This window comes from Desulfobacter sp., assembly GCA_028768525.1.
Taxonomy (GTDB): Bacteria; Desulfobacterota; Desulfobacteria; order Desulfobacterales; family Desulfobacteraceae; genus Desulfobacter.
In genome coordinates, this window is sequence record CP054837.1 from 5373242 (window position 1) to 5387286 (window position 14045).

At 52.7% G+C, this 14045-nt stretch carries 13 protein-coding genes; 4 read left to right on the forward strand and 9 right to left on the reverse strand.

Translation table 11 applies throughout. From position 1 onward, the window contains the following. The first annotated feature begins 10 nt into the window (after positions 1–10). Genes HUN04_23620 through HUN04_23630 form a run of 3 tightly spaced genes read left to right on the forward strand, consistent with a single transcriptional unit; the run spans position 11 to position 2352 of the window. Entirely contained in the window at positions 11–1189 is a 1179-nt protein-coding gene (locus HUN04_23620) for a 4Fe-4S dicluster domain-containing protein (protein WDP92547.1), read from the forward strand. A gap of 36 nt (positions 1190–1225) precedes the next feature. Next, positions 1226–1603, forward strand: a complete 378-nt coding sequence (locus HUN04_23625; protein WDP92548.1) for a DsrE family protein — start codon at positions 1226–1228, stop codon at positions 1601–1603. 29 nt (positions 1604–1632) lie between these two features. Further along, complete coding sequence (locus tag HUN04_23630) at positions 1633–2352, forward strand: hypothetical protein (GenBank protein ID WDP92549.1); 720 nt, start codon at positions 1633–1635, stop codon at positions 2350–2352. Between the two features lie 135 nt (positions 2353–2487). On the opposite strand, the gene HUN04_23635 is transcribed toward HUN04_23630, so the two are convergent. The 4 genes from HUN04_23635 to HUN04_23650 all read right to left on the reverse strand — a co-directional run bounded on the left by HUN04_23635 (position 2488) and on the right by HUN04_23650 (position 7137). Continuing rightward, positions 2488–4662, reverse strand: coding sequence for a methyl-accepting chemotaxis protein (locus HUN04_23635; protein WDP92550.1), 2175 nt, complete (start codon positions 4660–4662; stop codon positions 2488–2490). A gap of 579 nt (positions 4663–5241) precedes the next feature. Continuing rightward, positions 5242–5898 carry a DUF1638 domain-containing protein gene (locus HUN04_23640; protein WDP92551.1) on the reverse strand — a complete coding sequence of 219 codons (657 nt, stop codon included), beginning with the start codon at positions 5896–5898 and terminating at the stop codon, positions 5242–5244. Between the two features lie 390 nt (positions 5899–6288). Then, the gene (locus tag HUN04_23645) at positions 6289–6744 is read right to left on the reverse strand and encodes a universal stress protein (protein ID WDP92552.1); all 456 of its coding nucleotides are present in this window, start codon (positions 6742–6744) and stop codon (positions 6289–6291) included. Between the two features lie 78 nt (positions 6745–6822). Next, complete coding sequence (locus HUN04_23650; GenBank protein WDP92553.1) at positions 6823–7137, reverse strand: DUF4242 domain-containing protein; 315 nt, start codon at positions 7135–7137, stop codon at positions 6823–6825. Positions 7138–7432: 295 nt separating this feature from the next. On the opposite strand from HUN04_23650, the gene HUN04_23655 reads away from it, so the two are divergent. Next, positions 7433–8842 carry a sigma 54-interacting transcriptional regulator gene (locus HUN04_23655; protein ID WDP92554.1) on the forward strand — a complete coding sequence of 470 codons (1410 nt, stop codon included), beginning with the start codon at positions 7433–7435 and terminating at the stop codon, positions 8840–8842. 90 nt (positions 8843–8932) lie between these two features. On the opposite strand, the gene HUN04_23660 is transcribed toward HUN04_23655, so the two are convergent. Genes HUN04_23660 through HUN04_23680 form a run of 5 tightly spaced genes read right to left on the reverse strand, consistent with a single transcriptional unit; the run spans position 8933 to position 13847 of the window. Next, a complete protein-coding gene (locus tag HUN04_23660) occupies positions 8933–9412 on the reverse strand; it encodes a flavodoxin family protein (protein WDP92555.1) in 480 nt (159 codons plus the stop codon). 13 nt (positions 9413–9425) lie between these two features. Beyond that, complete coding sequence (locus tag HUN04_23665) at positions 9426–11441, reverse strand: tetrathionate reductase family octaheme c-type cytochrome (GenBank protein ID WDP92556.1); 2016 nt, start codon at positions 11439–11441, stop codon at positions 9426–9428. Continuing rightward, the gene (hybB, locus tag HUN04_23670; protein WDP92557.1) at positions 11438–12640 is read right to left on the reverse strand and encodes a Ni/Fe-hydrogenase cytochrome b subunit; all 1203 of its coding nucleotides are present in this window, start codon (positions 12638–12640) and stop codon (positions 11438–11440) included. Before hybB ends, HUN04_23665 begins: the two co-directional genes overlap by 4 nt. Then, positions 12640–13554 (reverse strand): hydrogenase 2 operon protein HybA, encoded by a 915-nt coding sequence (gene hybA, locus HUN04_23675; protein ID WDP92558.1) that lies wholly within the window; start codon positions 13552–13554, stop codon positions 12640–12642. Before hybA ends, hybB begins: the two co-directional genes overlap by 1 nt. A gap of 50 nt (positions 13555–13604) precedes the next feature. Beyond that, positions 13605–13847 carry a sulfurtransferase TusA family protein gene (locus HUN04_23680; GenBank protein WDP92559.1) on the reverse strand — a complete coding sequence of 81 codons (243 nt, stop codon included), beginning with the start codon at positions 13845–13847 and terminating at the stop codon, positions 13605–13607. Positions 13848–14045: the final 198 nt, after the last annotated feature.

Here is a 14045-nt window from a genome sequence, read left to right on the forward strand (position 1 = left end):
AGAGATACCCATGACGTCCAAAATAAACCCCGATATAATGAAACTGATGGGGAAATACGGCGCCCAGAGTGCCACGGCCTGCTTTAACTGCGGCAATTGCACGGCGGTCTGCTCCCTGTCAACCGAAAACACCCCCTTCCCCAGAAAGGTTATCCGTTACCTGCAACTGGGGCTCACCGATAAACTGGCCGCAAGCCCTGAACCCTGGCTCTGCTACTATTGCGGAGATTGTTCAGCTACCTGTCCGAGGGATGCGGATCCGGGCGAAGTGATGATGGGACTGCGGCGCTATCTGACCTCCATCTACGACTGGACAGGCATATCAAAGCGCTTCTATACCTCCAAGGTCTTTGAGGTCGCCTCCATCCTGGTAGTGGCCCTGGCCGTGGGACTGGGATTTTATTTTTTCCACGGTCCCATGCTCACGGACCGGGTGGCTCTGAACGTATTTGCCCCCAATACCACCATTGAGATCCTTGATTTGATCATGCTGGCGGTTCTCTCCTTTTTCCTGCTGTCCAACGCCTTCCGGCTGGCAAGGGGAGTGATGGGCAACCCCCGGCAGTACATGGTCAGCCTTAAGGATGATGCCAACCCGGCCGTCCTGATTTTTGGGGTGCCATTGAAAACCTATATGGCCGAAATGAAAGAGTTTATCATTCATTTTTTTACCCAGAAACGGTTTAATTCCTGCGAAGGCGACGACGACCCCGAGAGCGGCCGTCAGAAGAAGATTCTCTGGATTAACCACCTGCTGATCATGAGCGGCTATTCCATCATCTTCCTCATGGTGGTTGGGGGGATCCGCTGGTTCCAGAGGGATGAGATCCTTTCCATCTTCAACCCCATCCGATTTCTGGGATATTATGCCACCTTTGCCATCCTTTACGGCACCACCTATGCCATGATCGGCCGGTTGAAAAAGACGGCAAGGCCTTACAGCAAGACCCATTCCACTGACTGGGCCTTTTTGATTCTCCTGTGGCTGACCACCTTTTCCGGCATCCTGATCCATTTTACCCGGCTGCTGGAAATGCCGTTAACCACCTATTACCTTTACGTCATCCATCTGATGATCGCCGTACCCATGCTGGTCATCGAAGTCCCCTTTGCCAAATGGACCCACCAGCTTTACCGCCCCCTTGTCCTCTTTTTGATGAAGGTCAGGCATAGGGCGTTAGCCGGATAATCGTGTAACTCCCAATATACTAAAAGGAATTTAAAAATGACCGAAGTAAAACAGGAAAAAATCATGTACTTTGCCACCTGCGGCGGTGAGGACCCGGAAAAAGCAGCCATGCCCTTTGTCATGGCCAGCGCGGCCCTGGCCATGGATATTCAAGCCATTGTGGTGCTCCAGGGCAACGGGGTTTATCTGGCCCAGAAACAATACCGGAAAAACATGCTGCCCAGCGGCGGGTTCCCCAACATAGAAAAGCTGGTAACCGATTTCCTGGAACTGGGCGGGGAACTGCTGGTCTGCATGCCCTGCATCAAGGAGCGGAACATCGGAGAGGATGAACTGCCCGAGGGGGCGAAAGTAACGGCTGCCGGTCAACTCAACATTGCAGCCATTGAGGCAGACGCCATATTCGTCTATTAATGCAACCCCTTTATGTTATGAGGTGTTAAATGGATACGCATACCATTACCCATCTGCCCAACCGGGTGTCGGACCTGGTCAATCTCAAGAAACTGGGGGGCGATCTCACCATTGATCCGACCTTTGAAATCGTTCCTGTAAATTTTGCCCAGGGAGATTGTTCCTACCAGGCATATATATTCCTGTGCCGGTTTGAAGGGCTGGCGGATCAAAAGCCTTTCAGCTTCAGGAAATGCTATGCAAAGGGGTGCCCCCACAACCTGTGTCCCCATGTGGCCCAGGCCGTTATGATCGCCAACCGGTACCTGAAAAGGGATTATAAAAAACTCGAAGCGGTCGGTGTTCCCCTCCAGGAGAAGTTTTTCAGCCTGGAAGAAATGGTTGCCGGCTATGACACTGCCTTTGAGCAGGCATCCGATGAGGTGACCGGCGGGATTCTGACCATCCATGATTATATCAACATGGCAAAGGAGGGGACCGCTATCAGGGTTGAGACCCGCGTGGAAATCATTCCCGGCGTTGAACATTTTGCCGGCCGGAAAAATGAGCAGAGCTTTCTCATGGTGGATTTCGACATCACCGCTTTTGGCAACAAATTCAGGTTTCAGCGCTGTGTGGCCTGTTACGGCAGCCGAAAGGAAGATGAGGAAAAACCTTTTGCCGTGGCGACGGGCAATGAACGGCTGAAGCTTTTGTATGCCGAGTTTGATGCTGCCGGTATCGATTATAATCTTTGTTTTTTTACCTAGAAGATTATCGTGCCAGATATCCTTGCCTACACTGAAGCACCCATTTGCGCCTATACCCTAAAAGGGCCGGCCATACCCGGAAGGGATGGCCGGCCCTTTTTTCCCATGGCGCTTAAGCCATGCGGCACCCTGGGGTTATTCGATGTTTTTGTCTTTGGCCACCTTAAATACGCTGATCATATCCCTTAGTGTTGATGCCAGGTCCGACAGCTCCCTGGCGGATTGATTCATCCGGGCGCTTTGGCCGAGCATATCACCAGCCACGGCATTTACATCTGCGATATCCTGGGCGATCTCAGAGGAAACCTGGGAGCTTTGCGCCACATTTGTATTCACCTCGTCGATGCCGGTGGAGGCCTGGGTTATATTTTCAGATACTTCCGTGGCAATGGTCGATTGCTCTTCGACGGCTGCGGCAATGGCCGTGACAATTTCATTCACTTCGGAAATAACCCCTGATATTTTTTCGACATCTTTCACCGTGTCACCGGTGGAATTCTGTATCCCGTCAATTTTTCCTTTGATGTCATTGGTCGCATTGGCAGTCTGGGCGGCAAGGTCTTTGATTTCGCTTGCCACAACGGCAAACCCCTTTCCCGCCTCCCCGGCCCTTGCCGCTTCAATGGTGGCGTTGAGGGCCAGCAGATTCGTCTGTTCCGCAATGTCCCTGATGACATCCGTCACCTTTGAGATATCCCTTGCGGCATCGCCTAGAAGGCCGACCCGGGCAGAGGCCTCATCGGCCTGTTCTTCAGCCTTTCCGGAGACATCCCTTGCTTTCTGGCAATTGTCGGCCACTTCACCCAACGTATTCTGCATCTGGCTTGCAGAGTCGGTTACCATGCCGATATTGGTGGCGGCCTGCTCGCTTGCAGCGGCCACAGAGGTCATGTTGGTACTCATCTCCTCGGCAGCAGCGGCGACGGAGGTTGCCTTTCCCGATAATCCGTCAGCGCCTTCGGACATCTGCGCCGACATGGTGAGCACCTCTGAGGAGGCTGCCGTCACGGTCTGTGCATTTGCCCCAATATCCACAATAATATTGTGGAGCCGCTCAATAAAGGCATTGAACCATTTTGAGAGGCTGCCGACCTCATCCTTGGACACCACGTCCAGCCGTTTGGTCAGATCCCCTTCACCCTCTGCAATATCCTTGAGCATCAGGCTGGTATTCATTAAAGGAAGGGAAATTTTTCTTGCCACCACAAGGGTGATGACGATGAATACGGCGACGACGATAAGAATGATGCCAAGTTGCATGAGGATACTTGACCTGACCTGCTTTCTCAGGGCCTCTTCCTTGGCGGCAAGGCTTTTTTGGATATCGTCCACATAGACGCCGGTGCCCACAATCCAGCCCAGGGGCTTGAATAGTTTCACATAGGATATTTTGGGAATGGGGTCTTTTTCACCGGGTTTGGGCCAAAGGTATTCCACATATCCCTCTCCCTCTTTTTTACATATATTGACCATTTCAGTGAACAGGTGTTTCCCTTTGGGGTCGGTTATCCCGGCAAGATCCTTTCCCTCCATTTCGGGGGTAATGGGGTGCATCACCATTTTGGCATTCATATCATGGATCCAGAAATACTCTTTTCCGCCCTCACCGTAGCGCATGGTTTTGATGGTCTCTTTGGATCTTTTTTCAAGCCCTTTTTCCGCCACTTTCAGGGGGATGGCGGCCCCCACCGCCCATTCCCAGGGATCAAATACCTTGGCATAGCCAATGCGGGGAGATTCTTTTTTGGTGTCCGGCTCCATCCACATATAATCGAAAAACGCCTCTTTATCCTTTTTCCCCACCTCCAGAAGGTCCGGGAATATGGGGTTCCCCTTGACATCCTTGAGCTTGGAAATATCTTTGCCCACCCATTCGGGATATTGGGGATTGGCAATCATGGTCAGGTCAAGCCCGGTGATCCAGAAATAATTGGTCTGATCAAACCTGAGGCCGGAAATCACCTCAATGGCCATCTGCCTTTTATCTTCATCTGTCAGCTCTGCTTTTTCATAGATTTTCTGGAGGGTGCCGAAGGCCAGGCCCACAACATTTTTCAGTTCCGCCTGTACGGATTGTGTCAGCTTTTCAATATCGCTGGCCTCCCTGTAAGCGGTATCGATGACCGTATAGGCATTGCCGAGAATGACTTTAAGGGTCTCCTTCCTATGGGTGAACAATGTCGCTTCTGTGGATTTTAGTTCTGTTTTGGCCTGCTGGATGGTGGCATTGATGGAGATGGAAATTGAAACGGTACCCATTGCCAGTACAATACCGGATACCAATAGGATTAATTTGGTTCTGATGCGCATAATATTCCCCCTTTTTCCATGCATTACAGGTTTAGCGGTCCAGGCGGAATACGTATCGATTACATAGGGGGAGGGCGGTTCAACCGGTATCTGTCACTTTCCATATCAATGCCGCTGGGAATGGGGATCATATTCCGCGGTTTTTGAGCTTAAAGATGACTCGGGTCGCTGAGTCGAGGATAATTTTAGCAATTTCATCCCCAGGATTCAAGTCTGTCCTCCCAAAACAGGGTTAACGCATTTAAGAATCGGAACAAAAGAAATGGGAAAGGTATTGCCTTGGAAACCTTATAATTTGGTTTCGGTTTATCTTGGTGATTAGGCCGTGGTGCGGGGGAACAATGGAGTGGTGAATGAACTGCCGGCTGCCAGGACGGCGAAGACGGCTGTTCATTCACTGCATTCCCGGGCAGGACGACCGGGAATGCTGAAACGGAATCGTTCCCCCGTGCCGCGGCCGGGTTCTGCCCGTTTAGTAAAATAAAAAGCGGTTCAATTGGTCCTTCCTGTTTCTATCGGGTCTGATCGCGTAAGCTCTGCCTCCCCAAACGCTAGGGCTGATATGAGTCATGGCCGGGATCAATGGGGGGACAATCCTTTCAAGCAGTCCGTCAACAGTCCCTTGAACCGGTCCAGGGTAATGGGATAGGCCTGCATGGGAATTCCCATCCAGTCGCAGTATTCAAGGAATTCTTCGGGTTTCTCCGCCATGTATTGGTCCAGATACCCGATGCCGTCCAGAACGATGGCACCGCCGGTGTGCCGGGGGAAATTTTCATTTGCAGTTCCCTTGTCCCATCCCTTGAACACCTGGGTCCGGTATTTGACCCACCCGGGGGTCATGAACCACACCGGTTCGCCACCGGCCATCTCCTGGGTGATGCTGGCCATCTCTTCGTCGCTGGCCAGCATCCCCATGCAATGGGTGGCCTGCACCCGGGCCACATGAAGTCCCTGCTCCTGGATGATGGTCTGCATCAGGCGGGTGGGATTGTCCGGATTGACATAGCAGTACTTGCCCCCGTAAACCACAATCACATCCCTGACTTTTTCCCTGGCCTTGCCGATGAATTTGATCAGCTGCCTTTCCAGTTCAGGAATATCCTGGTGCAGTCCAGGGGTGGTATAAAACAGGTAATCCGTATTTAGGAAGCCGTGCTCCCGGAGATGGTTCAGTTCCAGGCTCATGGTACCGCAGGATACGATGGCTGTGTTTGCAAAAGACAGGTTTTCCATTGATCACCTCGCTAAATTATATGAATTACCGCCAAACAAGGCGTTGGTTTTCTTCGATGATATCCCCGGGTTTGAGAGCCTTATCCGTCCAGATAACCCTTGTATTGCATTCCCATTCATCTTTTCCAAGTCTTTTTTTCCTCTGTTCCAGGGCCCTTTCCGAATCTTTGCGGCTGGCATGGATTGAAACCACTCTTTTTTGTGGCTTGCCCGCCAGTCTTTGCTGATGAATCAGTGCATACATTTTTGGTTCCCCTTTATTTTTTTGCCGTTACTGATACGATTCTCAAATCCGCGATTTCGTGGGCCGGGCAGGCTGCGGGATTTTAAAACCATCTTTCCTTTTTGCAAAAGCGACCATGGGTATGGTCCAGAATATTCAATGGGATTCTATCCCACCGCCAGTCCGGGAAGCATTGAGGGCGGAATCACCTGAACGGGGCAGGGGGCCTGCAACAGCATTTCTGATACGATGGGGCCAAGGGTTCCCGTGTTTATGCTTTCACCCATGGCAAGGGGGGTATCGGTGGCCGTTCCCATGACAATCAGATCGGCTCCCGCGTTCCGTGCAAGCTTGGTCATTTCGCCGGCCACATCCCCGTCTGACACGTTGATGGCGTAGTTGTCAAAACCTTTGGCCGCCATCCGGCCCACATAGGCTTCCGTTGCCTGGACTTCGGCAGCTTTTATGGCCTGGACCGTATCCTCCTGGTTCAGGTTCAGTTTGCCAAGGCCGTAGTAAATCATCAGCCTGGCATCATTTTCCTGTGCAAGGGTCAGCGCATGGTTAAATATTTTGCTGCAATAGTCGGTCAGGCAGGTGCCAAAGAGTATTTTTTTATACATGACTTTTCTCCTTTGCTTGAATCAGGTATCAGTGCAGATCAAGTCAGCGGGCCTGGTCTGCACTGTTCATGGGGGCCATCAATTACCCAGGGTATCGGCAATGGCATCCTTTTCAATATGCTCTTCCCATTTTTCCCCCCAAAGATCGGGAATGGTTTCTTCCACGTGCATGATTGAATCCCAGCTGATGCCGATTTCAGTGAAGATATCCTTGAGGACTTCTTCGCTCTGGGCCAGCCAAAGGCAGTAGCGGATACCTTTTTGTTCGTTGTAGTAGGTTCTGATCCATGTCCCGGCTTCAACCTGTGCCAGTTTTCTCCAGTTTGCCTGAACTTCTTCGCAATCAATACCGGGGTTGCTGTGTACCATCATGTATTTGTTGAATTTGGCCATTTCGGGTCTCCTTTGTTTTATGGTCATTGAGTTGGGCTTTCCTATCCGGCCAATGCGCATGAGATCGGATTTAAAAATAATAATACCAATAAATGTGCCAATCGCTTAGACGGGCGGTCAGAAAAGATGGGTGGAAGGTTAACTGGCTGTAATTTAAGCGATAATTTGGCTTGAAAAAGGGGGCGTTCTCCCGAAAAAAACAATTGACAATCCCCATCTGCGTTACCTAATATGGCACCTATACCATGGTGGCGCCACCTGTGGCGCCGCCCTTATTGAAAAGGGGGGCACATCAATGAAAGATCTCTCTTCTGATATTAAAAACAATCAATTGGTTAAAATGGTTCTTGAGGCCATCGGGGACGGGGTTTTTATCCTTGATATGAATGCCCGTATCATATCCTGGAACCGGGCCATGGAGAAAATAACCGGATATGCCCCTGAAGAAGTCATGGGAAAGAGCTGCAGGATTTTGAATTTCAGCCAGTGCTTTGACAAGGAATGCCCCACAGGGTTCGAGGAGTGCGGTATCTTAAAATTCGGGAAAGTAGAGCCTGTAGACTGTTTTATCACCCATAAGCTGGGCCACTCGGTTTCGGTGGTGAAAAATGCCAGAATTATAAGGGATGCCGGCAATAGGGCCCTCGGCGTGGTCGAGGCGGTGACCGACCTGACGGAGCTTAAAAATGCACGGCTGAAAATGGCAGAGGCCAGCCGGCGCCTTGGCGAGTTGAACCGCCTCGGGGGGATCATTGCCAAAAGCCAGGTCATGCAGAATGTATTCACCTTTATCAAGGCCTCAGCCGCCAGCGACGCCACCATACTCATCCAGGGGGAAAGCGGCACGGGAAAAGAGCTTGTGGCCGGGGCCATTCACTCCATCGGCGAGAGAAAAGACAGGCCCATGATCACGGTCAACTGTAGCGCCCTTTCCGAAACCCTGCTGGAAAGCGAATTGTTCGGCCATGTTAAAGGCGCGTTTACCGGGGCAACCAGGGACAGAACCGGACGGTTTGAGGAAGCGGATACAGGTACCATTTTTCTGGATGAAATCGGCGAAATTTCCCCCTATATCCAGGTTAAACTGCTGCGGGTACTTCAGGAAAAAGAGATTGAACGGGTCGGTGATTCCAGGAGACGGAAGATCAATATCAGGATTATCACCGCCACAAACAAGGATCTCAAATCCCTTGTGGACCAGGGGCAGTTCAGGGAAGACCTCTATTACCGCCTCAAGGTCTTTCCCATTTTCCTGCCGCCTCTCAGGGAAAGAAAAGAGGATATCCCCCTGCTGGCCGATCATTTCATCCGGCTGAACAATAAATCCGGCGCCCATGTTAAGGGGATTGAACCTGGGGCCATGAAAACATTGATGGATTACCATTGGCCGGGCAATATCAGGGAGCTTGCCAATGCCGTTGAGCATGCCTTTGTCCTGTGCTCGGGCAGGGAAATCACCCCGGATGACCTGCCCCTGGAAATCCGTGAGTTCAAAGGGGGGGGGCGGCCTGTGACGGAAACCGCGGGGCGGTTGCCCCGTCCCAGGCCCGCTGCCGGGCTGACCCGGGAAACCCTGGTTGATCTGCTGGACCAGTGTGACTGGAATAAGGCGGAGGTGGCCCGGCGGCTGGCCCTGAGCCGGGCCTCAATATGGAAGTATATGAAAAAATGGGAGATCCCCATGCAGCCCGAAGATATAGCATAATAGGATAGAGCATAAGGAGACAAAAGATAAAGACAGGCCTGTGCAATGCTTGCACAGGCCTGTCGTGTCCAGATGGGACGGATTTAGCACTTACAGCGATTTGACCATTGCGACCAGTTCCCGGATATCCCCCTGGTCGGGATGGCCCTTGGCCCCATCCGCATCATTGATCCATACCGGCGGGGTTTCCTTCTGCCTGACCTTCTCAAGGACTTTGGGGGAGACCTCACCCTGGCATGAATAGGTGCCGGCAAGTTGGGCGCCTTTTAAAAGCCCCGCGGCATGATCCATGGCACTCCTGGCATGGTCCGAGCCTTTGGCCGCCCCATGGGTGGCAAAGAGAAACACCTTTCCGTTGCTGTTAAAGGTTTCCAGGAATTTTAAGGTTTTGGGATCCGGTTTCCCGGCCTGAAGCCAGAATCCCACAGCCACAAGATCGTACCCGTCGGCCGAGGCCGGTGCTGTTTCAACGGAAGCGATCTGTTTTTCTCCCTCAATATTATCGTATACCGCCTGGGCAAGTTTTTGGGTATTGCCCGACTGACTTGAATAGATGATCAAAGATTTCATATGATGTCTCCGTTTATTGTTTATATCCCATGGGCAGCCGTTTGAACCGCCCGCCGTGGATAATGGGATCTCCCTTGTAGCCCAGGGATTTAAAGTCGATGTAATCGGTTTTATCAATCAGGTGTGCCACATCCCGGCCCATGGATTTCATATAGGAAAAATCGGTGCCCTTATGGGCGATTTTCTTAAAATCCACTTCCCGGTGATCCTGGTGGCACCGGTTGCAGGTCTGGTCCCCCTTGAGGCTCTCATGGCATTGAACACAGGAGAGCGCCATGTCGGCGGGCATGACCTCATGGTCCAGGCGCCAGTACATCCAGGTTTCCTTCCATTTGTAGGAACCGCTGTACTCCAGGCCCACGGCATCCATTCCGTCCTGGAAGGCTATTTCCCAGTCCAGATGTTTCCAATAGGCGGTTTTGTCTTCCTTGTTTCTTGGAAACAGATGGGGAACCAGGATGTAATCGTGGTCCGCATCCACCGCCTGGATGCCTTTCATGATTTTAAACGGCGTGATTTTGGAGGAGGGGTCCTTGATGGAGCCCACAGGTGAGGTCAGGTTGATCACCTCTGCATTGATGTCCACCTTGTCTCCCATGAGCACCCGGTCCATGTGGCCTGAATACCAGCGGTAGTCCGGCACGGCGGATTCCTCCCACTTGAACTCACCCTTTTTCCAGTTGTAATCGGGCTTGCCGTATTTATCCTTTTTGGGTTTGCGTTTTTTGTCCCCTGCCTTTGACCAGTCCCAGAAGGTTTTGGTGGGTTTGCACTTGGCAAATACCGGGGAGTGGCAGACATTGCAGTCCAGGGTTTTGGAGTGTGTGTTTAAATGGTGGTCCAGCAGGCCGCCGCTGTAATGGGGAGACTCTGAATGGCAGTCGATACAGTCCACCGGCCCTTCGGCCGCAGGAACGGAAGAACTTCTGCCCGAAATTTTATGGTTGCGTGTTTTATGGCATTCGGCACAGGCAAAATCATACCCGCCCATGTGGATGTCACAGCTCCTGTTGGGTTTGAGCAATTGCCGGGACATGTCTGCATGCTTGATGGCATCTCCGCCGCCGCCGTTAAAATGGCAGGCCCCGCATGATGCCCGGCTGGTATGTCCGACGTTTTGGGCCACTTTTTTTAAATCCACCTCCTTTTTGGGCATGCCCGCCCCGGGGGGATGTTTCTTATAGGTGCCTGTGGTGTCGTGGCAGACCAGGCAGTCTATTTTTGTTTTGTCCGTAAAGTCAAAAGAAGAATCCTTCCATCCGTATCCTGCATGGCAGCTTGTGCAACGAGCCTCGTTGCTGATGGGGCTGATTCAGTAGTTGTTCAGGGCTGTGGTGCCCTTGCCGTGGAGGATGTCCTTTCGGTGCCCGGTGGTGTAGGGGGAAGGCCCCCGCCAGAGCCAGTGGGCGGTTTTGAGCATATCCTCGCCCTGGGTATCATGGCAGCGCAGGCATTCGGCCGTGACCTGGAAGGGATCGGCGTTGTCCGGCAGATTCACCAGTTCCTTGTGGTCGGGCACGTGCTTGAGATGGCAGCCTTTGCAGTCCACAGGCCCCTTGGCCTCCTGCTTGTGGCATTCCATGCACTGCTGGTGGTAGGCGGCCTTGAGCCCGATGCGTTCGGGATGATCCTTATTGAAACTGTCCTGGTGGCAGGCAGAGCACCTTGTGGTTTCAAGGGCTTTGGGATCCTTTGGCCTGAAATGGTGGCATTTGCTGCAGTCCTGGGCCAGGGCCGCGTGGCGCTTATGGGCAAAGCGTACCGGCTGGTAATGGTCTTCCCGTTTTTTAATGATGGGGCTGTCCAGCAGGAAATAGACCTCGGTAACGTCGTCCAGGGAGATCCCCGCTTCCATCAGGCAGATCCGCCGGTTGATCTGGCAGTCGTCCTTGTATTCCTTAATAAAGGGCACGGTTTCCTTGGCCCTTTCCCTGGCCCTTTCCTGGTCCGGTGCCTGCCAGGCCTTTGTCCAACCCGGGACGGCTGTCAAAACCCCCAGGCAGGCCAGAATTAATACTCTTTTTATCATGAGGATACCTCCTTGGATTCCTGCAACACCGGCAGATAGGTCACAGCAATCCTGTAGACAAACATGAGGGTGGCAATCAGCCCCAGGGTAATGAGCAGTTCACCCGGGGAGGGGAAATACCCGCTTTCGCTCAGCGGCGCGGTAAATCCGACGATAAATACATTGATGCGGTTAAGCGCCACGCCGCCCACAATCAGGGCGGCCGCAGTGAACACCCCTTTCCTGGACTGCCGGACGGCAGGGATCATCAGCATCACCCAGGGGATGATGACGCCGAACAGCATTTCTATGATAAAGGAATTGGTCTGGAAGGTGCCCTGGGCAAGGTATCCCCAGGTGCCCCTGACGGTCATGTCCCCCAGCTTGAGCAGCAGATAGAGGCCCAAGAGGAACACCGTGATCCGGGTCAGCGGGGTCAGGATTTTTATCTCGCCGTCCATTTTAAAGGAAGAGGTGGCCAAGGTGGTTTCAAAGACCACCATGGGATAGCCCACGGCAATGGCCGAGGTTAAAAAGAGCAGCGGCAGGATGGGGGTGTACCACAGGGGGTGGAGCTTGGTGGGCGCCACCAGCATCAGCGAGCCCAGACTGGACTGGTGCATGCAGGAGAGTACCACCCCCAAAATCACGAATATCCACATGATTTTGTCCAGGATGGCGTCGGCAAGGGTGAGAATGCCGTCGGCCAGCCCGTTGAAAATGGAGAGGATGCCCGGGAGGTTGACCCGTCCCTTGAATTGTTCGGCCACAATGGGCAGAAATTCAATGTAAAGCACGTGCAGGTATATCATCACGCACATGGCCACCTCAAAGAGCACCGAGTTGGTATTCCAGTTGAACATGGGCTTCCATATGGCCCAGGACCGGCCGATATCCACCAGCAGTCCCAGGACCACAAAGGTATAGCCCAGGGCGGCGGTTAAAAGGGCCGGCCGGGTCACCGGTTCATAGTAATGGCGTCCGAAAATATGGGCCAGGGCCGCCGTGGTAAATCCGCCTGCGGCCAGGGCCACGCCGGTGGCCACATCAATGCCCACCCAGATGCCCCAGGGCCTGGCATTGGACAGATTGGACACATACCCGATACCGCCGGTGAACCTGGCAATGACGGCGATGAAACCGGCGAACATGAAGACCAGCATCACCAGAACCCCGGGGGTCCATAAGGGTTTTTTCAGGGGGCTGCTTTTATGATCCATCAGGCACCTCCTTTGGGTTGCTTGTTTTCTTCGGACCTGCCGAAACGGGCCATGAACGCCCCGAGCACCCCGAACAGGGCAATGGGGGACCATAGATAACTGAACAAAGAATGCTGGATGGTCTCGGCCAGTTTGGGCGACGGGGTCTCCGGAAGCTGCGGCAGGTTGACCTTGTCAAAGGGAACCGATGAAATATAAAGCCAGGAGGTGCCGCCCACCTCCTTTTCCCCGTAAATGTGGGAGATATATTTGCCCGGATTTTCCTTGAGCCGTTTTTTGGCCACCGTAAGAAGGGTGGCCCGTTTTCCGAATGTCAATGCTTCGGTGGGGCAGATGGTGGCGCACCCGGGAAGGCCGCCCTCCCCGGAGATGCGGTCATAGCAAAAGGTGCATTTTCTAACCCGGGGGGTTACCGGGTCAAAATATTCGTAGGCCGGGATTTCAAAGGGGCAGGCCACCATGCAGTAGCGGCATCCGATGCATTTGGTGACGTCGTACCGCACCGCACCGGTCTCGTCCTTGGTCAGGGCACCGACAATACAGGCCGACACACAGGCCGGATCCTGGCAGTGCATGCACTGGACCTTGGCAAAGGTGGGCATGGGCTTGTGAAACGGGTCCAGCTTGCCTGTAAAATAGCGGTTGACCACCGTGAACGCCTGGTGGTCCGGCCGCCTGTTTTTTTCGAACACCGTACACTGGCAGCCGGGCCGTTCAGGCTCCGGCAGTTGGTTGACCTGGGCGCAGGCTTCCTCGCATTTGCGGCAGCCGACGCAGCGCGTCAGGTCCACAAGGCATCCGAAAGGGTCGGGCGGCGCTTTTGACTGCCATGCGTCAGCCGAAGATGGCGCTGCCACGACAGAGGCGCCAGATGCCCCAACGAATTTAAAAAAACTCCGTCTACTGAGCTTCATTGTTCCTCCTTGAATGAGTCGTTACTATGGGTACTTCATTTAATTTACATTTATTGTGATTGGCTTGATCCTTTTCTGATCCCCAGGCAGGTGCTGTCCGATCTCACTTTTTTGTAAATCAACTGGTCATCAGACCTGTCGATGATTGTGGTCAAATTCTGCACCACTTCCTGATCTTCAATCAGCACTTCCAGCACATCTCCCTTTTTCATGGTATTAAGGCTGCTTTTGCATTTCAGTAAATCCAGGGGGGAGGTCACCCCTCTGAGATCAAGTAGAATGTCTGCCGCCATATTGCCTCCATGTGAAAGGCCGGTTATTGGTTGATCCAACTCAGGACTATTGAACAGCAACAGTCGTGCCTGATCGGCTGTTAAAATCTGAATCTCTTTAAAATCTTGTTTTCATGCTTTATTTTTAATGTGTTGGGGCCGTATTGACTGTAAAGGTGTTAAATGGTATTAAGAAAACTGTTAAAATGATTTAACAGT

Coding starts and splice junctions, on each gene's coding strand:
- HUN04_23620 (WDP92547.1), top strand. CDS start 11: ATGACGTCCAAAATAAACCCCGATATAATGAAACTGATGGGGAAATAC.
- HUN04_23650 (WDP92553.1), bottom strand. CDS start 7,137: ATGGCCAAATTCAACAAATACATGATGGTACACAGCAACCCCGGTATT.
- HUN04_23630 (WDP92549.1), top strand. CDS start 1,633: ATGGATACGCATACCATTACCCATCTGCCCAACCGGGTGTCGGACCTG.
- HUN04_23645 (WDP92552.1), bottom strand. CDS start 6,744: ATGTATAAAAAAATACTCTTTGGCACCTGCCTGACCGACTATTGCAGC.
- hybB (WDP92557.1), bottom strand. CDS start 12,640: ATGGATCATAAAAGCAGCCCCCTGAAAAAACCCTTATGGACCCCCGGG.
- hybA (WDP92558.1), bottom strand. CDS start 13,554: ATGAAGCTCAGTAGACGGAGTTTTTTTAAATTCGTTGGGGCATCTGGC.
- HUN04_23640 (WDP92551.1), bottom strand. CDS start 5,898: ATGGAAAACCTGTCTTTTGCAAACACAGCCATCGTATCCTGCGGTACC.
- HUN04_23625 (WDP92548.1), top strand. CDS start 1,226: ATGACCGAAGTAAAACAGGAAAAAATCATGTACTTTGCCACCTGCGGC.
- HUN04_23635 (WDP92550.1), bottom strand. CDS start 4,662: ATGCGCATCAGAACCAAATTAATCCTATTGGTATCCGGTATTGTACTG.
- HUN04_23660 (WDP92555.1), bottom strand. CDS start 9,412: ATGAAATCTTTGATCATCTATTCAAGTCAGTCGGGCAATACCCAAAAA.
- HUN04_23655 (WDP92554.1), top strand. CDS start 7,433: ATGAAAGATCTCTCTTCTGATATTAAAAACAATCAATTGGTTAAAATG.
- HUN04_23680 (WDP92559.1), bottom strand. CDS start 13,847: ATGGCGGCAGACATTCTACTTGATCTCAGAGGGGTGACCTCCCCCCTG.